This is a genomic window from Mycobacterium neglectum, from assembly GCF_002591975.1.
Classification (GTDB): domain Bacteria; phylum Actinomycetota; class Actinomycetes; order Mycobacteriales; family Mycobacteriaceae; genus Mycobacterium; species Mycobacterium neglectum.
The window spans coordinates 40,336-62,693 of record NZ_NVQE01000021.1; the positions used below are offsets into that span (position 1 = coordinate 40,336).

Annotated in this window: 26 protein-coding genes; 18 read left to right on the top strand and 8 right to left on the bottom strand. The window is 66.9% G+C overall.

The features are described 5' to 3' along the window. Positions 1–12 precede the first annotated feature (12 nt). Together CSQ99_RS17395 and CSQ99_RS17400 are read right to left on the bottom strand one after the other, a co-directional pair. Entirely contained in the window at positions 13–522 is a 510-nt protein-coding gene (locus CSQ99_RS17395; protein WP_099040254.1) for a ferritin-like domain-containing protein, read from the bottom strand. Then, positions 519–1,031 carry a hypothetical protein gene (locus CSQ99_RS17400; protein ID WP_176561071.1) on the bottom strand — a complete coding sequence of 171 codons (513 nt, stop codon included), beginning with the start codon at positions 1,029–1,031 and terminating at the stop codon, positions 519–521. Before CSQ99_RS17400 ends, CSQ99_RS17395 begins: the two co-directional genes overlap by 4 nt. Positions 1,032–1,197: 166 nt before the next feature. On the opposite strand from CSQ99_RS17400, the gene rimP reads away from it, so the two are divergent. The 8 genes from rimP (at position 1,198) to CSQ99_RS17440 (ending at position 9,357) form a co-directional block, all read left to right on the top strand. Further along, positions 1,198–1,737, top strand: coding sequence for a ribosome maturation factor RimP (gene rimP / locus CSQ99_RS17405; protein WP_099040312.1), 540 nt, complete (start codon positions 1,198–1,200; stop codon positions 1,735–1,737). Continuing rightward, the gene (nusA, locus tag CSQ99_RS17410) at positions 1,734–2,735 is read left to right on the top strand and encodes a transcription termination factor NusA (protein WP_099040255.1); all 1,002 of its coding nucleotides are present in this window, start codon (positions 1,734–1,736) and stop codon (positions 2,733–2,735) included. The genes rimP and nusA overlap by 4 nt, the downstream gene beginning before the upstream one ends. A gap of 201 nt (positions 2,736–2,936) precedes the next feature. Next, positions 2,937–3,212: a YlxR family protein gene (locus tag CSQ99_RS17415; RefSeq protein WP_425437833.1), complete on the top strand. Its 276-nt coding sequence runs from the start codon at positions 2,937–2,939 to the stop codon at positions 3,210–3,212. Between the two features lie 67 nt (positions 3,213–3,279). After that, a complete protein-coding gene (gene infB, locus CSQ99_RS17420) occupies positions 3,280–5,985 on the top strand; it encodes a translation initiation factor IF-2 (protein WP_099040257.1) in 2,706 nt (901 codons plus the stop codon). 47 nt (positions 5,986–6,032) lie between these two features. After that, a complete protein-coding gene (rbfA, locus tag CSQ99_RS17425; RefSeq protein WP_099040258.1) occupies positions 6,033–6,548 on the top strand; it encodes a 30S ribosome-binding factor RbfA in 516 nt (171 codons plus the stop codon). Further along, positions 6,523–7,521 carry a DHH family phosphoesterase gene (locus CSQ99_RS17430; RefSeq protein WP_099040259.1) on the top strand — a complete coding sequence of 333 codons (999 nt, stop codon included), beginning with the start codon at positions 6,523–6,525 and terminating at the stop codon, positions 7,519–7,521. Before rbfA ends, CSQ99_RS17430 begins: the two co-directional genes overlap by 26 nt. Before the next feature lie 33 nt (positions 7,522–7,554). Further along, positions 7,555–8,898, top strand: coding sequence for an MATE family efflux transporter (locus CSQ99_RS17435; RefSeq protein ID WP_099040260.1), 1,344 nt, complete (start codon positions 7,555–7,557; stop codon positions 8,896–8,898). A 9-nt stretch (positions 8,899–8,907) separates the two neighbouring features. Then, complete coding sequence (locus CSQ99_RS17440) at positions 8,908–9,357, top strand: hypothetical protein (protein ID WP_099040261.1); 450 nt, start codon at positions 8,908–8,910, stop codon at positions 9,355–9,357. A gap of 53 nt (positions 9,358–9,410) precedes the next feature. Here CSQ99_RS17440 and CSQ99_RS17445 read toward each other — a convergent pair whose 3' ends face one another. Both CSQ99_RS17445 and CSQ99_RS17450 read right to left on the bottom strand, forming a co-directional pair. After that, the gene (locus CSQ99_RS17445; protein ID WP_099040262.1) at positions 9,411–9,977 is read right to left on the bottom strand and encodes a class I SAM-dependent methyltransferase; all 567 of its coding nucleotides are present in this window, start codon (positions 9,975–9,977) and stop codon (positions 9,411–9,413) included. After that, positions 9,974–10,732 carry an enoyl-CoA hydratase gene (locus CSQ99_RS17450; protein ID WP_099040263.1) on the bottom strand — a complete coding sequence of 253 codons (759 nt, stop codon included), beginning with the start codon at positions 10,730–10,732 and terminating at the stop codon, positions 9,974–9,976. The genes CSQ99_RS17445 and CSQ99_RS17450 overlap by 4 nt, the downstream gene beginning before the upstream one ends. Positions 10,733–10,754: 22 nt before the next feature. Here CSQ99_RS17450 and CSQ99_RS17455 point away from each other — a divergent pair, with 22 nt between their 5' ends. Both CSQ99_RS17455 and CSQ99_RS17460 read left to right on the top strand, forming a co-directional pair. After that, on the top strand, positions 10,755–11,036 hold the full coding sequence (locus CSQ99_RS17455) for a DUF2277 domain-containing protein (protein ID WP_099040264.1): 282 nt from the start codon (positions 10,755–10,757) through the stop codon (positions 11,034–11,036). Continuing rightward, on the top strand, positions 11,033–11,596 hold the full coding sequence (locus CSQ99_RS17460; RefSeq protein WP_176561064.1) for a DUF1802 family protein: 564 nt from the start codon (positions 11,033–11,035) through the stop codon (positions 11,594–11,596). Before CSQ99_RS17455 ends, CSQ99_RS17460 begins: the two co-directional genes overlap by 4 nt. On the opposite strand, the gene CSQ99_RS17465 is transcribed toward CSQ99_RS17460, so the two are convergent. After that, the gene (locus tag CSQ99_RS17465; RefSeq protein ID WP_099040265.1) at positions 11,585–13,279 is read right to left on the bottom strand and encodes a CocE/NonD family hydrolase; all 1,695 of its coding nucleotides are present in this window, start codon (positions 13,277–13,279) and stop codon (positions 11,585–11,587) included. The genes CSQ99_RS17460 and CSQ99_RS17465 overlap by 12 nt on opposite strands. 10 nt (positions 13,280–13,289) lie before the next feature. After that, positions 13,290–13,907, bottom strand: coding sequence for a TetR/AcrR family transcriptional regulator (locus CSQ99_RS17470; RefSeq protein ID WP_099040266.1), 618 nt, complete (start codon positions 13,905–13,907; stop codon positions 13,290–13,292). Between the two features lie 44 nt (positions 13,908–13,951). Here CSQ99_RS17470 and CSQ99_RS17475 point away from each other — a divergent pair, with 44 nt between their 5' ends. Both CSQ99_RS17475 and CSQ99_RS17480 read left to right on the top strand, forming a co-directional pair. Beyond that, on the top strand, positions 13,952–15,085 hold the full coding sequence (locus tag CSQ99_RS17475; RefSeq protein ID WP_099040267.1) for a sulfotransferase family protein: 1,134 nt from the start codon (positions 13,952–13,954) through the stop codon (positions 15,083–15,085). Continuing rightward, the gene (locus tag CSQ99_RS17480) at positions 15,075–16,136 is read left to right on the top strand and encodes a hypothetical protein (protein ID WP_099040314.1); all 1,062 of its coding nucleotides are present in this window, start codon (positions 15,075–15,077) and stop codon (positions 16,134–16,136) included. The genes CSQ99_RS17475 and CSQ99_RS17480 overlap by 11 nt, the downstream gene beginning before the upstream one ends. Here the strand turns inward: CSQ99_RS17480 and CSQ99_RS17485 are convergent. Further along, positions 16,133–16,714 (bottom strand): DUF3558 domain-containing protein, encoded by a 582-nt coding sequence (locus CSQ99_RS17485; RefSeq protein WP_099040268.1) that lies wholly within the window; start codon positions 16,712–16,714, stop codon positions 16,133–16,135. The genes CSQ99_RS17480 and CSQ99_RS17485 overlap by 4 nt on opposite strands. A gap of 157 nt (positions 16,715–16,871) precedes the next feature. Here CSQ99_RS17485 and CSQ99_RS17490 point away from each other — a divergent pair, with 157 nt between their 5' ends. The 3 genes from CSQ99_RS17490 to truB all read left to right on the top strand — a co-directional run bounded on the left by CSQ99_RS17490 (position 16,872) and on the right by truB (position 19,377). Further along, positions 16,872–17,822: a metallophosphoesterase family protein gene (locus tag CSQ99_RS17490; RefSeq protein WP_099040269.1), complete on the top strand. Its 951-nt coding sequence runs from the start codon at positions 16,872–16,874 to the stop codon at positions 17,820–17,822. 65 nt (positions 17,823–17,887) lie between these two features. Next, entirely contained in the window at positions 17,888–18,499 is a 612-nt protein-coding gene (pptT, locus tag CSQ99_RS17495; protein WP_176561074.1) for a 4'-phosphopantetheinyl transferase PptT, read from the top strand. Then, positions 18,496–19,377 carry a tRNA pseudouridine(55) synthase TruB gene (gene truB, locus CSQ99_RS17500; protein WP_099040271.1) on the top strand — a complete coding sequence of 294 codons (882 nt, stop codon included), beginning with the start codon at positions 18,496–18,498 and terminating at the stop codon, positions 19,375–19,377. The genes pptT and truB overlap by 4 nt, the downstream gene beginning before the upstream one ends. A gap of 76 nt (positions 19,378–19,453) precedes the next feature. On the opposite strand, the gene mntR is transcribed toward truB, so the two are convergent. Next, a complete protein-coding gene (gene mntR, locus CSQ99_RS17505) occupies positions 19,454–20,125 on the bottom strand; it encodes a manganese-binding transcriptional regulator MntR (protein WP_425437834.1) in 672 nt (223 codons plus the stop codon). Positions 20,126–20,238: 113 nt separating this feature from the next. On the opposite strand from mntR, the gene CSQ99_RS17510 reads away from it, so the two are divergent. The 3 genes from CSQ99_RS17510 (at position 20,239) to lppU (ending at position 22,174) form a co-directional block, all read left to right on the top strand. Then, positions 20,239–21,231, top strand: a complete 993-nt coding sequence (locus CSQ99_RS17510; RefSeq protein WP_099040273.1) for a bifunctional riboflavin kinase/FAD synthetase — start codon at positions 20,239–20,241, stop codon at positions 21,229–21,231. Between the two features lie 162 nt (positions 21,232–21,393). Further along, on the top strand, positions 21,394–21,663 hold the full coding sequence (rpsO, locus tag CSQ99_RS17515) for a 30S ribosomal protein S15 (RefSeq protein WP_006241975.1): 270 nt from the start codon (positions 21,394–21,396) through the stop codon (positions 21,661–21,663). 19 nt (positions 21,664–21,682) lie between these two features. Next, the gene (lppU, locus tag CSQ99_RS17520) at positions 21,683–22,174 is read left to right on the top strand and encodes an LppU family putative lipoprotein (protein WP_099040274.1); all 492 of its coding nucleotides are present in this window, start codon (positions 21,683–21,685) and stop codon (positions 22,172–22,174) included. Positions 22,175–22,358: the final 184 nt, after the last annotated feature.

The following is a 22,358-nucleotide window of genomic DNA, read 5'->3' on the forward strand; positions in this document are numbered from 1 at the left end:
GAAGATTTGGGACTATTCGGTGCCGCCAGGAAACGCGACCGTGATCGGCTCCGTGCCGAGAACGCGACTCCACCGCGCCGCCATGACCGCGCACTCCGTCAGCGCGCCGACCGCGAACGCGCGCTCCTGTTCGTCGGTCGCCTGCTCGACGACGGCTCGCCACGCGACGGCGGTGTCCTCTTCCATCCGCACCGCGAGATTTGCCGCATCCGTGGGGTTGTCGACCTCGATCGGCAGCTGATATCCGGCCGCAGGCAGTGGCGCGTCCACCGATCGGGCTTGCAGCATCGCCAAGGCCTCCTCGCGCCGTTTACGGTGCTGGGCCATCGAAGCCGACACGAGATAGTTGGTGTCGGGAACGGTATGCGCCGACACGATCCCGTAGCCGTAGATCGACGCCTGCGCGGTCGCGATCGCGTCGAACAGTGCGCCGTCGGCGGCGTTCGGCGGCTTCGACGGGCTGGTCGGTTCGGCGGCCCGCGACGACGTCGTCGTCGTTGGGGTGGGATCGGGGGACGTCATTGCGGGCTCCCTGGCGGATCCAGTGCGACGGTGTACGCCGCGGTACAGGCCGCAGCGATCGAGCCGAGTAGGCCGGCGCGGTAACCCGACATTTTCGCCGCCAGTCCGGTCGCACTGTCCGCCGACTGACGCAGCGCGGCGATGACGTCTTCCGCGGTGGGAGGTTCGGCGGCCTCGGCAGTGGTGGTGGTGGTCGAGGTCGCGGTGGGTGCGTCGGCTCCGCGCATCCTCACTAGTTCGTCGGACAGCGCCTGGGCATGGGCCGACCGCTCGGACGCAACCGTGTTCAGCGTCTCCACGGTCGCGCCGCGCACGGCGGCCGCTGCGTCGGTAGCCAGCCGGCTGTCCGAGCGGGCCCGCTCGAGTTGCGCGGCCAGCTCTTCGACTTCCGGCGACGGTGTCGATGACCCACACGCCGCTGTGGACGCCCCGAGCAGCGCCAACGCCGCCGCCCCGACCAGGACTCGCCGCCTGCTGACAGTCGGGTTGGGGCTCGGCACGAGCAACATCTTGCCATTGCCGGGACCGTCCACCGCCACCGCGCTTTTGCCGTTACCACGGCGTCGCTGGCGTATCGTTGATAGGCGGTTCCAGGGTCCTCTGCGATCTTGGTTCCAAGACACATCGCGACACCCGGAACCAGTGTCGGAGACAACTCAAGATGAGGAGCTCGCCGTGACGGAGCGGTCTGCGGGATTACCTTCGCAGAAACAGGTCGTCGAGCTACTTGGCGATGAGTTCGCGCGCGCAGGCTATGAGATCGAAGACGTGATCATCGACGCGGCCGCACGCCCGCCGCGCATAACAGTGGTGGCCGACGGGGACAACGGCCTTGACCTGGATTCGGCCGCCGCACTGTCCCGATCCGCATCCGAACTGCTGGACCGTGTCGACGACACGGCCGCGCCGTATGTCCTCGAGGTCACCTCGCCGGGAGTGGACCGGCCACTGACCACAGAAAAGCATTTCCGGCGCGCCCGAGGTCGCAAGGTCGAGCTGACGCTGTCCGATGGCACCCAATTGACTGGCCGGCTGGGTGAAACCGGCGGCGGCGTCGTGCGATTGGTAGTGCGCGAAGGTCGTGGTGGGAAGTTGGCGGTGCGGGAGCTGCCGATCGGCAGTGTCGCCAAAGCTGTTGTACAGGTTGAGTTTTCACCTCCAAATGAGCGTGAGCTGGAGCTGGCCGGTCAATCCGGGAAGGGGGATCCGCGGTGAACATCGACATGGCGGCATTGCATGCGATCGAGGCTGACAAAGGAATATCTGTCGACGTCGTCGTCGAAACGATCAAGTCGGCACTGCTGACTGCTTACCGCCACACCGAGGGGCATGAGGCCGACGCACGCATCGAGATCGACCGCAAGACCGGCATGGTCCAGGTGCTGGCACGCGAGACCGACGAGGATGGCAACGTCATCTCCGAATGGGATGACACGCCAGAGGGTTTCGGCCGCATCGCGGCCACCACCGCGCGTCAGGTGATACTGCAGCGGTTGCGCGATGCCGAGAACGAGAAGAACTACGGCGAGTTCTCGGCCCGCGAAGGCGACATCGTCGCCGGGGTGATCCAGCGCGATGCGCGTGCCAACGCCCGCGGCTTGGTCGTCGTCCGAATGGGCAGTGAGACCAAAGGATCCGAGGGTGTCATCCCGTCGGCCGAGCAGGTGCCGGGGGAGCGCTACGAACACGGCGACCGGCTGCGCTGTTACGTCGTCGGCGTCAGTCGGGGTGCCCGCGAACCGTTGATCACGTTGTCGCGCACACACCCCAACCTCGTGCGCAAGCTGTTTTCACTTGAGGTCCCCGAGATCGCAGAAGGGTCCGTGGAGATCGTGGCGGTCGCACGTGAAGCCGGCCACCGTTCGAAAATCGCGGTGATGTCACGGGTGGCGGGGCTCAACGCCAAAGGCGCCTGCATCGGACCCATGGGCCAGCGTGTGCGCAATGTGATGAGTGAACTGTCCGGCGAGAAGATCGACATCATCGACTTCGATCCCGATCCGGCGAAGTTCGTTGCCAACGCCCTATCCCCGGCCAAGGTGGTGTCGGTGAGCGTCATCGACGAGGCTGCCCGCGCCGCGCGCGTCGTCGTGCCGGATTTCCAGCTGTCCCTCGCGATCGGCAAGGAGGGCCAAAACGCCCGGCTCGCGGCCCGGTTGACCGGCTGGCGCATCGACATCCGCAGTGATGCGGAGGCCATACCGACCGGGTGAGGAGTTGTCAACGCGCCGTCCACGCCGACAGATCGGCACGGACGGTCATTTAGGCGCAACGACCAGGTATGGCTAGACTGAACCGTGATCCAGCGCGAGACTTCGGCTGCTGAGGCTCGACCCGCGACAGACGTCCCTAAAGGACCAGTCCGGACGTGTGTCGGCTGCCGGAAGCGAGAGCTGGCCGTCGAACTGCTGCGTGTGGTCGCTGCGGACGGCGGGAATGGCCGGAGGGCCGTGACCGTTGACACCGCCAGAAAACTGCCGGGGCGGGGTGCCTGGTTGCATCTCGATCCGCAGTGTCTAGACGCAGCAATTCGACGGCAGGCATTCGTCCGAGCGTTGCGGATCACCGGTTCACCGGACACCACCGCGGTGTTAGAGCACTTAAGCGCAGTTCGAGGCGCTCAAGGGCTCGCCCACCAAGGCAACAAGACAGGTAGCGAAGAACATGAGCACACCGTGAAGTCTCGATGACCATGCGTCATAGCTAACCCGAGGCGCGGCGCCAACCACCGCTGCCGCCTCCTAGACAGGAGTTGTAGTGGCAGGTAAGGCCCGTGTACACGAGTTGGCTAAAGAGCTCGGTGTCACCAGTAAGGAAGTTCTCGCCCGCCTGAGCGATCAGGGCGAATTCGTCAAATCAGCGTCCTCCACTGTGGAGGCCCCCGTTGCGCGCCGGTTGCGCGAATCATTCGGCGGCGCCAAGCCTGCCGCTGAAAAGGTCCCGGCCGCCGGTAACGGATCCCCGGCCAAGCCCGCTGCGAAGGCACCCGCGAAACCGGCCGCACCCAAGCCGGCACCGCCTCCGGAGCCGGCCGCACCCGCGCCACCTCCGGCGGCCGCTGCGGCCCCGGCGGCCCCGCCTGCGGCACCGGCCGCACCTCCGGCCCCCACACCCGGCGCCACGCCCGGCCCCCGGCCCAGCCCAGCGCCCAAGCCCGCCGCGCGTGCACCGCGTGTCGGCAACAATCCTTTCTCGTCCCAGACGCCGGTCGAGCGGCCGGCTCCGCGTCCGCAGGCACCCCGGCCGGGTGCCCCGCGGCCAGGAGCTCCGCGCCCCGGCATGTCGCCGGGCAATATGCCTCCGCGGCCGGCCGGGCCCCGGCCCGGTGCCGCTGGTGCCGGTCGTCCAGGTGGACCGCGGCCCGGTCCCGGTAGCCGTGGTCCCGGCGGTGGCGGCGGTGGTCGCCCCGGCGGCCCCGGTGGTGGCGGCGGTGGCGGTAACTACCGCGGCGGTGGCGCCGGCGGTGGCGGTGGCGCTGCGCCCGCGGCTGGCGGCGGTTATCGCGGTCGCCCCGGTGGCGGCGGTCGGCCCGGCCAGCGCGGTGGCGCGGCGGGTGCGTTCGGTCGTCCCGGCGGTGCGCCCAAGCGTGGACGCAAGTCGAAGCGGGCGAAACGCGCCGAATACGAGAACATGCAGGCGCCCGTCGTCGGCGGCGTGCGGCTCCCGCACGGCAACGGGGAGGTCATTCGGTTGGCCCGCGGCGCATCGCTGGTCGATTTCGCCGAGAAGATCGACGCGAACCCGGCGGCCCTGGTGCAGGCGCTGTTCAACCTCGGCGAGATGGTGACAGCCACGCAGTCCGTTGGCGACGAGACGCTCGAACTGCTCGGCGGCGAGATGAATTACGTCGTGCAGGTCGTGTCGCCCGAGGACGAAGATCGTGAGCTTCTGGAATCCTTCGATCTCACCTACGGCGAGGACGAGGGCGGCGAGGAAGATCTCGAGCAGCGTCCGCCGGTCGTCACCGTCATGGGTCACGTCGACCACGGCAAGACCCGACTGCTCGACACCATCCGTAACGCCAGCGTGCGTGAGGGTGAGGCCGGTGGCATCACCCAGCACATCGGTGCCTACCAGGTGGCTGTCGAGCACGACGGCAGCGAGCGGCCGATCACCTTCATCGACACCCCGGGCCACGAGGCGTTCACCGCTATGCGTGCGCGTGGCGCGAAGGCCACCGACATCGCCATCCTCGTGGTCGCCGCCGATGACGGCGTCATGCCGCAGACGGTTGAGGCCATCAACCACGCACAGGCGGCCGATGTGCCGATTGTGGTGGCGGTCAACAAGATCGACAAGGAGGGCGCCGACCCGTCCAAGATCCGGGCCCAGCTCACCGAGTACAACCTGGTGGCTGAGGACTTCGGCGGCGACACCATGTTCGTCGACATCTCGGCGAAGCAGGGCACCAACATCCAGGCGCTGCTGGAGGCGGTGCTGCTGACCGCAGACGCCGCGCTCGACCTGCGGGCGAACCCCGACATGGAAGCCCAGGGCGTGGCCATCGAAGCGCATCTGGACCGCGGTCGCGGACCCGTCGCCACGGTGCTCATCCAGCGCGGCACGCTGCGCGTCGGTGACTCCATCGTGGCCGGTGACGCCTATGGTCGCGTTCGCCGCATGGTCGACGAGCACGGCGAGGACGTCGAAGAGGCATTGCCGTCACGGCCGGTGCAGGTCATCGGGTTCACGTCGGTGCCGGGCGCCGGTGACAACCTGCTCGTCGTCGACGAGGACCGTATCGCTCGGCAGATCGCCGACCGGCGTAGCGCGCGCAAGCGCAACGCACTCGCCGCGCGCACGCGTAAGCGGATCAGCCTGGATGATCTCGACGCAGCGTTGAAGGAGACGTCGCAGCTGAACTTGATCCTCAAGGGCGACAACTCCGGCACCGTCGAGGCGCTGGAAGAGGCCCTGCTGGGTATCGAGATCGGCGACGAGGTCGAACTGCGTGTCATCGACCGCGGCGTCGGCGGCGTCACCGAGACCAACGTCAACCTGGCGTCGGCTTCGGATGCGATCATCATCGGCTTCAACGTCCGTGCGGAGGGCAAGGCCACTGAGCTGGCCAACCGCGAGGGTGTCGACATCCGCTACTACTCGGTGATCTACCAGGCCATCGACGAGATCCAGAGCGCGCTCAAGGGCATGCTCAAGCCGGTGTACGAGGAGAAGGAGCTCGGCCGCGCCGAGATCCGCGCGATCTTCCGTTCGTCGAAGGTCGGCAACATCGCCGGTTGCCTGGTCACCTCGGGTCTCATCCGGCGCAACGCGAAGGCGCGCCTGCTCCGCGACAACGTCGTGGTGGCCGAGACGGTCACGATCTCGTCGCTGAAGCGGGAGAAGGACGACGTCACCGAGGTGCGCGACGGCTACGAGTGTGGTCTGACGCTGACGTACTCCGACATCAAGGAAGGCGATGTCATCGAGGCCTACGAGCTCGTTGAGAAAGAGCGTGTGTAGGCGCGTGGCAGCGATGAGCCTCTCGGGCGAAGAGCGGACGGTCGGGCATGCCTGACCCGGCACGGGCACGGCGGCTGGCCAAGCGCATCGCGACCATCGTCGCCTCGGCGATCGAGTTCGAGATCAAGGACCCGCGGCTGACCGGACTGACGATCACCGACGCCAAAGTCACCGGTGACCTGCACGATGCGACGCTTTTCTACACGGTGTTCGGTCGCAGTCTCGACGAAGAGCCCGACTATGCGGGGGCGGCGGCTGCGCTCGACAGCGCCAAAGGTGTGCTGCGTACGCGGGTGGGTGCCGCGCTGGGCGTGCGGTTCACTCCGACACTGGCGTTCGAACGTGACACCGTCCCGGACGTGGCAGACCGGATGGAGGAGCTCCTAGCTCGGGCAAAGGCCGCGGATGAGGATTTGGCGAGAGTTCGTGAAGGTGCCCAGCACGCAGGCGATGCCGACCCGTACCGTGTAGACGGGGCGCAGGCTACGGAAACACTCGCGGGGGACCGAGACGACGAGTTCGACGCTGAGGACACCGGTGACCGCGATCGACAAAGCGACTGACACACCAATCGCGGGCGATCGTGTCGACGCCCGCGCCGCCGCCGACCTGCTGTCCGCCGCGCAGAGCGTCAGCGTCGTGTGCCACGTCTTTCCCGACGCCGACACGCTCGGCTCCGGACTGGCGCTGGCGCTGGTACTCGACCATGCGGGCAAGAGCGTTGAGGTCAGCTTCGCGGCACCTGCGAACCTGCCCGAATCGCTTCAGTCGCTGCCCGGTGCGCACCTGCTCGTCACGCCCGACGCGATGCGCCGGGACGCCGATCTGGTGGTGACCGTCGACATTCCCAGCGTCAATCGGTTGGGTGCGCTGCGCGAGCTCGCCGATCCCGACCGTGAAGTGTTGGTCATCGACCACCACGCCTCCAACCAGCTGTTCGGCACCGCCAACTTCGTCGATCCGTCAGCCGACTCCACCACGATGCTGGTGGCCGAACTCCTCGACGCGTGGGGCAAGCCGATCGACCTCGGCGTCGCGCACTGTCTGTACGCCGGGCTGACCACCGATACGGGCTCGTTCCGCTGGGCCAGCGCCCGCGCACACCGGCTGGCGGGCCGGCTTGTCGACCTCGGCGTCGACAATGCGTCGATCAGCCGGGCGCTACTGGACAGCCACCCCTTCGCGTGGCTGCCGATGCTGTCGCGCGTGCTGGCCTCGGCGCAGCTGGTTGCCGACGCCGCCGATGGTCGAGGTCTGGTGTATGCCGTTGTGGGACACGAGGAATGGCAGAACGCACGGCCCGAGGAAGTCGAGAGCATCGTCGATATCGTGCGCACCACCCAACAGGCTGAGGTGGCGGCGGTCTTCAAGGAGATCGAGCCAGCGCACTGGTCGGTCTCGATGCGCTCGAAGTCCTACGACCTGGCCACCCTCGCCAGCACATTCGGCGGGGGCGGGCACCTGCTGGCCGCCGGCTACTCGGCGACCGGATCTGCCCACGATGTCGTTCAGGCGCTCCGCGAGGCCCTCCGCTGATTCCGTCTGCCCGCGCCTTCATCAGCCGGCACCTTGCCTGAACCGGCCGAAGGCCCAGCGGCCCCGACTGCAACCGGCCGCCGCATCGCCGGGCTGGCGCTACCCGCCCTCGGGGTGCTGGCCGCAGAGCCGATCTATCTACTCTTCGACATCGCCATCGTCGGCCGGCTTGGTGCTCTGCCGTTGGCCGGCCTGGCGATCGGCGGGCTGATCCTGGCCACGCTCAGCTCGCAGATGACGTTCCTGTCCTACGGCACCACCGCCCGCTCGGCGCGGTTCTTCGGCGCGGGTGACCGTCCGTCGGCGGTCGGCGAGGGCCTGCAGGCCACCTGGCTGGCGCTGGGTTTGGGCGCGCTGATCGTCATCGTCGTCCAGGCCGCGGCCGTCCCGCTGGTGTCCGCACTGGCTGGCGCTTCTGAGGGCGGTGAGATCGCCGACGAGGCGTTGCCGTGGGTTCGGATCGCGATCTTCGGGGTGCCGGCGATTCTCATCTCGGCGGCGGGCAACGGCTGGATGCGCGGCGTGCAGGACACCGTGCGCCCGCTGCGTTATGTCGTCACGGGTTTCGCGCTGTCGGCGGTGCTCTGCCCGCTGCTGGTGTACGGCTGGCTGGGCATGCCGCGGCTCGGGCTGGAAGGCTCGGCCGTCGCGAACCTCATCGGGCAGTGGCTCGCCGCATTGTTTTTCCTGCGCGCGCTGGTCGTTGAGCGGGTGTCGTGGCGGATCGAGCCGACGGTGCTGCGGGAACAGGTCGTGCTCGGCCGCGATCTGTTGTTGCGCACCTTGGCGTTTCAAGCCTGCTTTGTTTCGGCGGGGGCCGTCGCCGCCCGCTTCGGCGCTGCCGCGGTCGCGGCGCATCAGGTGGTGCTGCAACTGTGGAATTTCCTCGCCCTGGTGCTGGACTCGCTCGCCATCGCTGCGCAGTCATTGGTGGGCGCCGCGCTCGGCGCGGGCCAACTTTCCCACGCGAAGTCGGTGGCATGGCGAGTCACCATCTTCTCGACGCTGGCCTCCGGCTTGCTGGCAGGCGTGTTCGCGGTCGGCGCCTCGGTGATCCCGAGCGTGTTCACCGACGACCGCTCGGTGCTCGACGCGATCGGCATCCCGTGGTGGTTCATGGTTGCTCAATTGCCGGTCGCCGGAATCGTTTTCGCGCTCGACGGGGTCCTTCTGGGCGCCGGCGACGCCAAGTTCATGCGCAACGCCACGCTGATCAGCGCGCTCGTCGGGTTCCTGCCGTTGATCTGGTTGTCGTTGGCGTACGGCTGGGGCCTGCTGGGCATCTGGGCCGGATTGTCGACCTTCATGGTGCTGCGGTTGGTGTTCGTCGGCTGGCGGGCATTCTCCGGTCGCTGGCTGGTGCCGGGCACCGCCTAGGCTCAACTCATGAAGCGGTCCGCATACCTCTTTGCCGTCGTGGCTTGGGCAAGCCTTGTCGCGGCACCGTCCTCGATGGCCGATCCGACCGTTGGCACCGCCGTCTACGTGCAGCTCCGTCAGTCCTTCGTAGCGGTCGACGACGCCGACCAGTGCGTCGGCACGGCAGCACTCGGGCCTATTCGTCGAGGATCCTCGGTGCTTCTCTCCGACGGCGCCACCATGGCCGAGGCCGTCGCCGTCGGTCAGTTCTTCCGCTCCAGGCTCTCCGACGGCGTCTGCGAGGCGCTCTACATCACCAGCGCCCCCGTGATGCCGACGTTCAACGTCCAGTTCGCCGGTCCCGGCGGCGAGCTGAGTCCGACGTTCGGTCCGACCCCAGCCGAGCCTGTCACCTATCAGCCCGGGATCGAGCAAGTGGTCCGCGTCGACATCGACGTCCCACCGCCCAGCCCCTGATGCGATTCGGTGCGCGAACCGCCCGTGGCGGTCGATACGCGCGCCGGATTCGCTTACGTAGCCACACGTGCGATGACGGTCCAGCCGAACTCGTTGGTGCGCACGTTCACACCGGTGAAACCTGCTGCCTCCAGCCGGGACGGCAGTGTCGACGGGTCGACCGGGTTGTAGGTGTCGCCTTCGTGATGCGCCTCGAGCTCGTCGCTGGCCAGACTGTCGCTGGCAACCAGCGGCGCGCCTGGCCGCAGCACGCGGGCGACTTCCGCGAACAGGCGGTCCTGCAACTCGACGGTAGGAACATGATGCAGCATCGTGAAACATGCTGCGCCGGTGAAGCGATCGTCCCCATACGTCAGCGCCGTCGCATCGCCGCGCACGATCTCCACGCTGGCCGCGTCGGCGAACCGTTCGCCGAGCATCGCCGCAAGGTCTTCGTCGATTTCGACCGACGTCAGCCGCGGCACCGACTCGCTCAGCACATCGGTGGTGGCCCCGTACCCGGGCCCGACCTCCAGAACGTCGTCGCCGAGGTCCGTGTGGCCTAACGCCCACGGCAAGATGACCTCGCGGATCATCTGGCGCCACTCCTCGCTGCCGCAGCGCTCGTGCGCCTCGTTCACCGGACCTGGGCCCGTCCGCGTTCGAATACGGCGGCGCGACTCGCTGCGATGTCATCACCGCTGGCCGTGCGCATCCAATCGAGAGCCGACTCGGCCTCGATCGACAGACCTTCGGCGGTGCCCGCCTCGTCGATCCGGTGATATGACGCCAGCAGAGCGCGTACCGCTTTCTGGTTGTTGCCGACGATCGACGCCGCTATCCGGCGTGCGGTCGGGATCAGTTCGTCGTGCGGCACGACCTCGGTGACCAGCCCCGCCCGCAGCGCCTCGGCGGCCGAGAGGTAGTCGCCGGTCATGCTCATCCGGCGGGCCATACCGACGCCGACCTTCTGCGGCAGCCGCACCGACAGTCCCCAGGTGGGCATCAGGCCGACCCGGGCGTGGGTGTCGGCGAACCGGGCGTTCTCCGAGGCGATCAGGATGTCGCAGTACAGCGCCAGTTCCAGCCCGCCGGTCACCGCCGCGCCGTTGATCGCGCCGATCACCGGTTTGGTCATCGCCGGCCATTTCGGCGAGATATCAGGCAGCTCGGTGGAGTCGCCGAGTTCCTTGAGGTCCAGTCCCGCGCAGAACACTGGATCGGTCCCGGTGAAGATGACGACGTCGACGTCATCGGCGGCCTCGGCATCGCGAAGCGCATCGAAGAACTGCGTGCGAAGCGCCGACGACAGGGCGTTGCGGGACTGCGGACGATTCAGCGTCAGCGTCCGAACCCGATCCTTGGTGTCGATCAGCAGCACATGGTCGTTCGTCATGGCCCCAACCTATCGTGGAGTCATGTGCCGAAACATCACCGAGCTGCGTGGCCTCGAACCGGCGGCCACCGCAGAGGAAATCGAGGCGGCCTCGCGTCAGTACGTCCGCAAGGTCAGCGGCATCACGCGGCCGTCAGGTGCGAACGTCGCGGCCTTCGAGGAGGCGGTCACCGAGGTCACCGAGATCACCACCAGGCTGCTGGCCAGTCTGGCGCCTCGTCGTCAGCCACCGAAGACCGTTCCGCCGTTGCGGCGTCCCGAGGTGCGGGCGCGCATCGAGGCCCGAGCCGCTGGCACCGGGTGACCGCAAAGACGCTGACCCGGCCCGCCCTCAAAGAGTGGAGCGCGGCGGTACACGGCCTGCTCGACGGTAGGCAGACCGTGCTGCTGCGCAAGGGCGGCATCCACGAGAAACGGTTCGCGGTCACGGCATCGCGCTTCGTGTTATTTCCCACGGTCGCCCATAGCCACGCCGAGCGTGTGCGGCCCCAACACCGCGATCTGCTCGACGCCGCCGTGGCCGACAGCACCGACGACGAGGTCGTCCTGCGGGCCGGCGCCAACGTCGTCGCCGCGATCGAGGTCGCCCGGCCCGAGCGCCTCGACGAGATCGAATCGCTGCACATCTGGACTGCGGAATCGGTGCAAGCCGACCGGCTGGACTTCCGGCCCAAGCATCGCCTCACCGTGTTGGTGATGCAGGCCTGCCCGCTGCGCGAGCCGGTGCGGCTGGCGCGCATCCCTGAGTACGCGGGCTGCAAAAGCTGGGTCCCACTGCCGATCGACCCGGACTGGGCGCCACCGGTGCACTCCGATGAGGCGCTCGCCGAGATCGCCGAGCAGGTGCGTCGCTCAGTGGCCTGACGGCGGTTCTGAGCCGGCCGGCAGGACCAGCCGCGAGACCCCGCCGTCGCCGAGGTGCACGGTGTGTGTCGACACCATGAGCTCGCGGCCGCTGGCCAACGACTCGCTGGTGCCGAGGTTGCGGACGAACCGTGGATGCGAGCCTCCGGCGATCAAGACCCGGATTCGCGATCCGGCGCGGAACCGGTGCGCGGTCGAATCCAGTTCGATGCGAACGGTGTCGGAACCTCCCGACCTACCCGAACCTGTTGCGCTGCGCTGGTATCCGTCGCTCACGTTGCGGGAGACGCCCTTGGCATCCACTTCGCTGACGCGCACGAACAGGTCGTGGTACGGGTTGTCGCAGGAGTGCGACAGCTCGATGACCGGTGTCCCGGCGACGTACAGATCTGCCGGTAGCCGGTCGCCGGTGAAGCACAGCACATCGGGCCGCTCGGCGAGCTTGGCGTCCTTGCGGTAGCCGCCCTCGGGTGCGAGCAGTCGGCCGCCGATCGTGGGCGTCGGATGCACGGGGTTGTAGGTGAATCGGCTCGGGGAAGCGGTGTCCGGCGGTGCCGCGTCGCCGAGTTGGCCGGTGGGTTGCAGGTAGAGGACCCGTTCGGGCATCGTCGGCGGCCACTCCGGCAGGTCGATCCAGCCCTTCCCGTTCACCTCGACACGGACCGGACTGCGCGTCGTGCCGCTGCCACCGAGGTGGGCGTCGAGCCAGTCGAGCGATTCGCCGGTCACCGTGGATGCGCCCTTGTACATGATCTGAGTGTGGGTCCAGGAGCCGAGGGTCATGGCGACGTCGACCCCGCGGCGCTTCAGCGCGTCGTACTGAGTGAGGGTCTGATCGAGGAACACGTCCTGCCAGCCGCCGATCAACAACACGGGAATGTCGGCGCGTTTCAACGCATCCCAAGCAGTCCGCTGCGCCCAGAACGGGTCGTTGGCCTCGGGATGGTCGAGCCAGTCCTCCCACCACGTGGCGCCCGCCCCCAGCAGGGCTCGGCCCGCCTCTCCTGCGGGCAATCCGCTTGTCGCGCGGGCCATCGCACGCCGTGCGCGGGCCTGTCGCAAAGCCATACGCAGTCTCGGATCCTCCTGGTGGGAAACCAGGTCGCTCCAACCGAGAAAATCGTTCAGCCCGAATGAGCCGGTACCCCAACGGGGACCACTGGGATCGTGGACGCCCACTGTGATGACCGCGGCCTTCATCTCCGGCGGCGGATCGGCGAGCAGGGCCCACTGGGTGAAGCCGAGATAGGACAGGCCGATGGTGGCGAACGAACCGGTGAACCATGGTTGGCGACGCAGCCACTCGACGGTATCGGCACCGTCGGCCTTTTCGTTGATCATCGGTTCGAAGGTGCCCTCGGAGCCGAATGTGCCACGCACGCTTTGGAAGACGACATGATAGCCGCGTCGTGCGTAGAGGCTGGCGTACATCAAGGAGAACGGGAAGCCCCGGCCATACGGGCAGCGGACCAGCAGCGTGCCCGCCGGAGTGGCGGTCGTCGGCTCATAGTGGTCGGCGAGCAATGTGACACCGTCGCGCATCGGCACCCGCACGCGCCGGTGCACGGTGTATCCGGTCGTCTGCGGCGGCAGGTGGAGCAGTCGGGTCAGCGTCTGTTCGGTGAATGCCTTGAACTTGCCACCGGTCGGGGATTCGGTGGCGGGATCGGATACCGCGGTCATCCCACACAGGCTACGCAGGCGGTGGGGCGTCGTCCTCGATTGCCGCAACGACCTTGGCCATCACCCAAGCAATCGCGCGGGTGGCGTCGGTCCCTTCGATGTCCCATTCCCCGACCAACCGCTCGTAGCTGGGTACGTTCCACAGCACGTCGAGAAGGCCCGCCGTCACCTGTTGTTCGGCTGCCGACCACCCGGGCGCCGCCGCCGACACCGCGCGCGTGAGTGCCTCGCGCCTGCGCACGTCGACACCGACGAACGTGGGGTCCTGCGGCGCCTCAACGGATTTGCGCACCGAAAATCGTTGCAACGACGCGAATACCCGACCGGTGACGTCGCCGATGTTCGTCAGGTCGACGTCCTCATATGAGATGCCCGCCTCGGACTCCAGGCGTTGCATGACCGCGTCGTGCAGATGGCGCTCGGTGGGGAAGTGCCGGTAGACGGTCCGCTCACCGACGCCCGCGCGTTCGGCCACAGCCCTGAACGTGAGATCCCGCCAATTCCAGGAGTCGAAGTCGTGTACCAGCTCGCTGCCCGCCGCGACGATGCGCTTCCGCGTCTGCGCCGCTTTCTCCTGACGTGCGCGGTTGTCGTAGGTGCGTCGGCTCGCTATTGACGGCTCGCTCATAATAGTGACAGTGTACTGTCACCAATTGGGCTTGGAGGTGCACCGTGGCATCACCGGATGAATTGATGGCTGCCGCAGTCGAGCGCACCGGTCTCGACGACTTCGGCGACGACAGCTACCGCGAGGGGCTGGAGATCCTGCTGCGCGCCTTGGATGACGAAGCACGACTGAATGGCCGCGGCGAAAGGTTCGTCTACGACCGCCTCGGGTTGCACCTGTGCCAGCGCTTGCAGGTGGAGGACTGGTATCGCCGGCATCCCGAGATCGACGACGAACCTATCGAGGCGCCGCTGTTCGGCCTCGGTCTGCCCCGCACCGGGTCGACCGCGCTGTCCTTCCTGCTGGCCCGCGATCCGCACATCCGCTACCTGCGCAGTTGGGAGTCCACCCGGCCGTGTCCGCCGCCGTCCACAGTGGCCGGTGACGATCCGAGGATCCCGCCGGATCAACGGCCGGTCGTCGTCGGCACCAGGCACCACGTCCCCAACGACATTGCGGGGCCGATGGAATGCCTCGACCTGATGGCGCTCGATTTCAAGTCGCAGATGTTCCAGGCGTTCGCGCAGATTCCGTCCTACTCCGACTGGTTGTTGGAGCGGGCCGATTTCACCTCCACCTACCGCTACGAGCGGCGCGTCCTGAAACTGTTGCAGTGGGGTGAGCCAACGCGGCCGTGGCGGTTGAAGTCACCTGCCCACGTGATCTGGATCGACTATCTCGATCGGGTGTTTCCCGATGCCCGTTTTGTGATGACGCACCGCGACCCGACCGATGTGATGCTCTCGGTCGCCGACGTATATGCCGACATAGTCGGAGGATTCAGCGATGAGGTCGACCGCCCTTATCTCGGTGAGCTGAACGTCAAGCAGTGGTCGACGGGCATGGACCGCACCATGAAGTACCGGGCGAGCGGTGCCGATGATCGCTTCTACGACATCGACTTTCGGGCAATGCAGGACGATCCGGTCGGCGAGGTGCGTCGGCTCTATGCCTGGCTCGGCGAGCCCGTCACCGAGGAGTTCGAGAACGGTATGCGCGCCTGGTGGGCGGAGAACGCCGAGAACCGTGAAGCGCATCCGAAGGCGGATCCGCAGGCATTCGGCATGGACCTCAACGCAATTCGGCCGCTTTTCTCCAGCTACGTCGATACCTACCTGGGGGATGCGCATGGCAATTGACCTGACGGGCGGCATCGACCCGGCACGCGAGCACATGTTCGCCACGCGGCCGGACAACCCCGAGATGCGGGATTCGGTGAGTTTCTGGGTCGTCGACGATCGCGGCGAAGTGGGGTTGCCGCGCATCGGTGTCGAGGCGGTCGCTGCGAACTGGGAGACGCACGGGGTCCAGGTCAACGTCGCCTTCGCCGACGGGCGGGTGTACCGACTGCGTGACGAGGGCGCGAGCGTGCCGCCCACCGGCGCCGACGGCAGGGCCACGGTGCTCGGCGCAGGTCCGCTGGTGTTCAGGTGCGTCGAACCGTTCGACGTCTGGACGATGACGTTCGACGGCCAGGCCGACGCGACGTCGTCGAGCGAGCTGATCGAGGGACGCAAGGACGGGCCGCGGGTCGACCTGCGGTTCGAGGTCGAGGCGAAGATGGCCGTGCCGCCGTGGGTGCAGGGCGCGCTGCACGCGGATGCGGATTCGCAGCTGAAGACGTCGATCGTGGGCGACCTGATGGGCGGGCCGCGCTACGAGCAGTTGTTCCGGGCGACCGGTTCGGTGCACGTGGCCGGCGAACAGCACGCGTTCCGCGGAAGTGGCCTTCGGATCCGCCGCCAGGGCGTGCGCCGGCTGGAGGGTTTCTGGGGCCATTGCTGGCAGTCGGCGCTCTTTGAAGGCGGACGGGCGTTCGGCTACATCGCCTATCCGCCGCGACCTGACGGTGAGCCGGCGTTCAACGAGGGCTATCTGTTTGACGGTGACGGCGGCCTGATCCCGGCGCGTGCTGTGCAAGCGCCATGGCTGACCCGCCTGCAACCGCGAGGTGAGGACGTCTCGGTCGTCCTCGAGACCGATCGCGGCACTGTCCGGATCGAGGGCGAGACGGTCGTGTCGACACATGACATCACCGACCCAAGCGAGGTTCCCGCAGAGATGCTCGAGAAGATGGCGAACTGGACGTTTCCGGCGCTACAGCAGGCAGGCGTGCGCTACCGGTGGGACGGTGAAGAAGCCATCGGCATGCTCGAACGTTCGAGCCCGATGGACAGGATCACCCGCTAGGAGTCCCCCTGGAACTTGTAGTGCGGCACCAACTCGTGGGCGCGCTGCAGGTTGGTCTGCATACAGTCGGGGATCGGGTCGGAGTAGATCGTCGAGAAGAAGATCGTCTGCTGGATCAGGCCGTAGTCGGTGTCGAATCCGATCGCGCAAGTGACCCACCAGCGGTTGTTCCAGTCGGTCGGCTTCATGACCCACCACTGGGCCGCGCGGTGCCCCGCGATATCGAGCTGGATGGCGTCCGCGGGCAGGGCCTCCTCGAACGTCTTCCAGACGAACGCCTCGACGGTCATCTGATAGTTGCCTGCGTCGTACTTGCACCGCATCCCTTCTTCGGGGATCGGCGGCGTGAAGGTAAGGCCGAGGGACCCCATCACGTCGAGCGGGAGGTCGCGGCACGGGTTGAACGGATCCGGATCGGTGATGTCGATGACCGGGTATTTGATGCTGGTTGTGACGTTGGTCATCGGAATGTCCGATGCGCGCACCTGCAGAGGTTCGCCGGGATTGGCCTGGCCCACCAGGATCACCGCTGCGACGAGCGCACACAGCGCTGCGAGAACGCGCAGCTTGGCGAGCATTAAACCCCCTGCTGTCATGGCGGCGGGGCCGCCGGCATCTGGTCCGAATCCTGCCCGGGGAGTCTAGCGGCCCCTTGCGACTGTCCGAAGCGGAAACGAGAACATGTTCTAGTTGGGGTGCCGAGAGGTTTGTCGGTCGCACGTAGGCTTGAGGGCTGTGACACGCGACGGCCGGCAGCCCACCCTCTGGGCCATCAGCGACCTCCACACCGGTCACACCGGCAACAAGCCGGTCACCGAATCGCTGTATCCCGCCACTCCCGACGACTGGCTGATCGTGGCCGGCGATGTCGGCGAACGCACCGACGAGGTCCGCTGGGCGTTGGATCTGCTGCGTAAGCGCTTCGCCAAGGTGATCTGGGTGCCGGGCAATCACGAGTTGTGGACCACCAACCGCGACCCGATGCAGATCTTCGGCAGGGCCCGCTACGACTACCTCGTCAACATGTGCGACGAGATGGGTGTCATCACTCCGGAGCACCCGTTCCCGGTGTGGACGGAAGAGGGCGGCCCAGCGACCATCGTGCCGATGTTCCTGCTGTACGACTACACGTTTCTGCCGCAGGGGGCGGCGACCAAGGCGGAGGGTCTTGCGATCGCTCGCGAGCGCAACGTGGTGGGCACCGACGAGTTTCTGCTGTCGGCCGAGCCGTACGCCACGCGCGACGCGTGGTGTCGCGATCGGGTCAGCTACACCCGTAAGCGGCTCGAGGAACTCGACTGGATGACGCCCAACGTCCTGGTGAACCACTTTCCGTTGGTCCGTGAACCCTGCGATGCGATGTTCTACCCCGAGTTCGCGCTGTGGTGCGGCACCACGGCGACCGCCGACTGGCACACGCGCTACAACGCGGTGTGTTCGGTGTACGGGCACCTGCACATCCCACGCACCACGTGGTACGACGGGGTGCGCCACGAAGAGGTCTCCGTCGGGTATCCCCGAGAGTGGCGCCGCCGCAAGCCATATCGGTGGCTCCGGCAGATACTGCCGGACCCGATGTATGCGCCCGGCTATCTCAACGAGTTCGGCGGGCACTTCGAGATCACCCAGGATATGCGCGAGCACGCGCAGAAGGTGCAGGAGCGCATCAAGGCCAGGCAGTCGTGAAAGTCGTGGCGACACTGCTTTCCGGTGTGCTGCCCGATGACGGACACGCGCTCGCCGCCGCCGAAATGTACACGGACCCGCCGGAACTCGCGCCGCTGCCCGAGGAAGAGCCGCTGATCGCGAGATCGGTGGCCAAGCGACGCAACGAGTTCATCACCGTGCGGTACTGCGCGCGCGAGGCGCTGGGCGAACTCGGTGTTGCGCCGGTACCGATTCTCAAGGGGGAGAAGGGCGAACCGTGCTGGCCCGACGGCATCGTTGGCAGCCTCACCCACTGCGAAGGCTTCCGGGGCGCGGCCGTGGCCCGACACGACGCGATTCGATCCGTTGGCATCGACGCCGAACCGCACGACGTGCTCCCCAAGGGGGTGCTCGACGCCATCAGCCTGCCGGGGGAGCGCGTCGAACTGCAGGCGCTGCCGACTGGACTGCACTGGGACCGAATCCTGTTCTGCGCCAAAGAGGCCACCTACAAGGCATGGTTTCCGGTCACGCATCGCTGGTTAGGGTTCGAGGATGCCCACATAACCTTCGACGTCGACGGCAATGGCACCTCGGGCGGATTCGAGTCGCGGATCCTGGTCGATCCTGCCGCCCTCTCCGGGCCACCTCTGCAGACGCTGGCGGGACGCTGGTCGGTGTGTGACGGTCTGACGCTCACGGCGATCGTGCTGTGACCGAAGCCGGCCTTGTGGTCGTGGACAAACCTTCGGGTATGACCAGCCACGACGTGGTCGGCCGTTGCAGGCGGATCTTCGGTACCCGAAAGGTCGGTCACGCAGGCACTCTCGACCCGATGGCGACGGGGGTGCTGGTCGTTGGTATCGAACGGGCCACCAAGATCCTCGGCATGCTGACGGCGACCGACAAGTCGTATGTCGCGACGATCCGGCTGGGCCAGACCACATCGACCGAGGACGCCGAAGGGGAAGTGTTGCAGACGGCGTCGGCCGCCGGGGTTGGTGACTCGCAGATCGAGGCGGCGGTAGCCGCGCTGCGCGGTGAGATCGACCAGGTTCCCTCGGCCGTCAGCGCCATCAAGGTCGACGGCCAGCGGGCCTACAAACTGGCCCGCGAAGGACACACCGTCGAACTCGCGCCGCGCAGCGTTCGCATCGACCGATTCGACGTGCGATCAGTTCGGCGCCAAGCGGATTTCGTCGACGTGGACGTCGAGGTGGACTGTTCCAGCGGTACCTACATCCGTGCGCTGGCACGTGATGTCGGCGATGCGCTGGGTGTCGGCGGTCACCTCACCGCGCTGCGCCGAACCCGCGTCGGTAACTTCGGGTTGGAGCAAGCCGCAACCCTGGACGATCTCGCCGGACAGCCCCGGTTGTCGTACTCGCTCGACGAGGCGTGCCTTCTCACGTTTCCCCGTCGTGACCTGTCTGCGAGCGAGGCCGAGGACACTCGACACGGTCGTCCGCTCGAGCCCGCGGGCATCGAGGGGACCTACGCCGCGACGGCGCCCGAGGGAAACGTCATCGCGTTGCTGCGGGACGAAGCGGCACGCACCCGGTCGGTAGTGGTGCTGCGACCAGCCACGTTGTGACCACGAGCGCATACTGAATTCGGTTTTCAGGTCGGAGCCTGTCATGGCGAATTCGTACAAACTTCTTCAGCGTGAGCTAGCCGACAACCCAAATAGCTTCTGCCGCAGGGCTTCCCAGATCCACGGTGGTGCCCTTTTCGTGCTCGCCCGCGTCGGCTGACTTGACGGCCACCGAGATCATGCCCGCGAAGTCGCGGCGGGCCAGCACCAGCAGCCGCGAATCCAGGCTGATGCCGACGCTGTCGAAATAGCGCAACATCTCCGGATCCGAGTCCGAGATTCGCGCGACGGTTCCGGTGTCGCCGTCGCGACAGACCGATAGTTGCCGGGCATCGGGGGTGGGCACCCGGCCGTCGGATGCGGGGATCGGGTCGCCGTGCGGGTCGCGCGTCGGATGTCCGAGCTTGGCGTCGATGCGTTCGAGCATCCGATCGGACACCGCATGCTCGAGCACCTCGGCTTCGTCGTGCACCTCGTCCCAGCTGTAGCCGAGTTCACGGACGAGGAAGGTCTCCATGAGCCGGTGTCTTCGGACCATCGCCAGTGCGGCCGCCCGGCCGGCTTCGGTCAGTGTCACCGCTCCGTACTTCTCGTGATCGACCAGACCCTGATCGGCGAGCTTGCGAACCGATTCCGAGGCCGTACTCGCGGATACGCCGAGCCGTTCGGCCAGCAGCTTGGTGCTGACCTTTTCGTGCGACCACTCCTGGGCTGTCCAGATCACTTTGAGGTAATCCTGGGCGACCATCGTCAAGTCGCGCGGATCACCATTCGGACTCACACCTGAGAAGTTTAGGCAGTTGTCACGTGATCTGGCGATCTAGCTCCGCCGCCGCGGCGCGTGCGCCGTAGGCTTGCGCTGTGCAGCGCTGGCGGGGACAGGACGAGATCCCGACGGACTGGGGCCGATGTGTCGTCACCATCGGCGTATTCGACGGTGTCCATCGAGGTCATCAAGAGTTGATCAATCACGCGGTGAAGGCGGGTCGCTCACGCGGCGTGCCGACGGTGTTGATGACCTTTGACCCGCATCCGATGGAGGTCGTCTTCCCAGGCAGCCATCCCGCCCAGTTGACGACGCTGACGCGGCGCGCCGAGTTGGTCGAGGAGATGGGTATCGACGTGTTCCTGGTCATGCCGTTCACCTCGGACTTCATGAAACTCACACCCGAGCGCTACGTCCACGAACTGTTGGTCGAGCGCCTGCACGTGGTCGAGGTCGTGGTCGGGGAGAACTTCACCTTCGGGAAGAAGGCCGCGGGCAACGTCAACCTGCTGCGCAAGGCCGGTGAACGGTTCGGATTCGCGGTCGAGGGCATGACGTTGGTGTCTGAGGCCTTTGGGGAGACGGCTACCAGCCGGGACGAGACCGTCACGTTCTCGTCGACCTACATCCGCTCCTGCGTCGACGCCGGTGACGTCGTCGCCGCCACTGAGGCCCTTGGGCGCCCGCACCGGGTGGAAGGCGTCGTGGTCCGCGGCGATGGTCGCGGCAAGGTACTTGGCTTTCCGACGGCCAACGTGGCACCGCCGATGTACTCGGCCATTCCCGCCGATGGCGTCTACGCGGCGTGGTTCACGGTGCTCGGCCACGGTCCGATCGTGGGCGCCGTCGTCCCAGGTGAGCGATATCAGGCCGCGGTTTCAGTCGGCACCAACCCGACATTCTCGGGGCGGACCCGCACCGTGGAGGCATTCGTGCTCGACACGTCGGCTGACCTGTACGGCCAGCACGTGGCTGTCGATTTCGTCGCGCGCATCCGCGGACAGGAGAAATTCGCCAAGGTCGAGGATCTGGTCACGGCGATGGGCGCCGACACCGAGCGGGCGCGGGGCATCCTTGCAGCGCAGTAGACCTGCGATTTCGCAGCTCAACCTCTGCTGAATTCGCGGCTCGCCGCGGTGCGCTGTTAGACTTCTCGGCGACCGAGCGTGCGCTGCAGTTCGCGGTGGCTGCGCTTCTTAACGGGGCTCAACGGGCCCTATGTTCGCGGACCGATTCGATGGAGTAATTTCGTGGCGCTCACTGCCGAACAAAAGAAGACCATTCTGGGCGAGTACGGCCTGCATGACACCGACACCGGTTCGCCGGAGGCCCAGGTTGCGATGCTGACCAAGCGGATCTCCGACCTCACCGAGCATCTGAAGATGCACAAGCACGACCACCACTCACGTCGTGGTCTGCTGCTGCTGGTCGGCCGCAGGCGCCGCCTGCTCAAGTACATCGCGCAGGTCGACGTCGCGCGCTACCGCTCGTTGATCGAGCGCCTCGGGCTGCGTCGCTGACACACGCAAGTCGGCGGACGTGCAGAACCTGCCCGCGGTCGTCGCGGCGGCGATCATTGCGATCGGGGGTTTGGCCGGCTGTTCGTCCTCGTCGGCCACGGACCTGGCGGTGGGGGACTGTCTGAAGACGGGCGGCACCCCGGAGCGGCCCGAAGTGACCAGGGTTGACTGCGGCAGCGCCGAGTCCAATTTCAAGGTGGCGGCGAGCGTCGAGACCAGCGAACAGTGCCCGGCGGACGTCGACTCGTACTACTCGATGCGCAGCACTTTCTCCGACACCAGCACGACGATCTGTATGGACATCGACTGGGTGGTCGGGGACTGCATGAGCATCGACCCGAACAACGACAAGGATCCGCTGCGGGCCGACTGCGACGACTCCTCGGTGCCCAACCGCCAGCGCGCCACCCAGATCTTGGCGGACGTGGCCAACGTCGACCAGTGCGCCAGCGGCGTCGGTTATCCCTACGACGAGCGCAACTTCACCGTGTGTGTGGAGGACGTGAATTGAGGGGCTGGCGGTTTCAGTGCCGTACCTGCTGCAATGTAGGATGGCTGAGTTCGACAGCCGGTTTCGGCTCGAATGTTTTGGGTGCGGTGATCGCAGTTCCGCGAGCGCCGTTCCCGCGTGTCATATCGACTGTGCTGGATCAACGACAGGCCCGATCGCACGGTCTTCGGTAGTGGCTGCCGGG

Coding starts and splice junctions, on each gene's coding strand:
- CSQ99_RS17455 (WP_099040264.1), top strand. CDS start 10,755: ATGTGCCGAAACATCACCGAGCTGCGTGGCCTCGAACCGGCGGCCACC.
- CSQ99_RS17465 (WP_099040265.1), bottom strand. CDS start 13,279: ATGACCGCGGTATCCGATCCCGCCACCGAATCCCCGACCGGTGGCAAG.
- mntR (WP_425437834.1), bottom strand. CDS start 20,125: ATGGTCGCCCAGGATTACCTCAAAGTGATCTGGACAGCCCAGGAGTGG.
- CSQ99_RS17470 (WP_099040266.1), bottom strand. CDS start 13,907: ATGAGCGAGCCGTCAATAGCGAGCCGACGCACCTACGACAACCGCGCA.
- CSQ99_RS17480 (WP_099040314.1), top strand. CDS start 15,075: ATGGCAATTGACCTGACGGGCGGCATCGACCCGGCACGCGAGCACATG.
- CSQ99_RS17450 (WP_099040263.1), bottom strand. CDS start 10,732: ATGACGAACGACCATGTGCTGCTGATCGACACCAAGGATCGGGTTCGG.
- CSQ99_RS17440 (WP_099040261.1), top strand. CDS start 8,908: ATGAAGCGGTCCGCATACCTCTTTGCCGTCGTGGCTTGGGCAAGCCTT.
- rbfA (WP_099040258.1), top strand. CDS start 6,033: ATGCCTGACCCGGCACGGGCACGGCGGCTGGCCAAGCGCATCGCGACC.
- CSQ99_RS17395 (WP_099040254.1), bottom strand. CDS start 522: ATGACGTCCCCCGATCCCACCCCAACGACGACGACGTCGTCGCGGGCC.
- pptT (WP_176561074.1), top strand. CDS start 17,888: ATGTACACGGACCCGCCGGAACTCGCGCCGCTGCCCGAGGAAGAGCCG.
- CSQ99_RS17485 (WP_099040268.1), bottom strand. CDS start 16,714: ATGCTCGCCAAGCTGCGCGTTCTCGCAGCGCTGTGTGCGCTCGTCGCA.
- CSQ99_RS17400 (WP_176561071.1), bottom strand. CDS start 1,031: ATGTTGCTCGTGCCGAGCCCCAACCCGACTGTCAGCAGGCGGCGAGTC.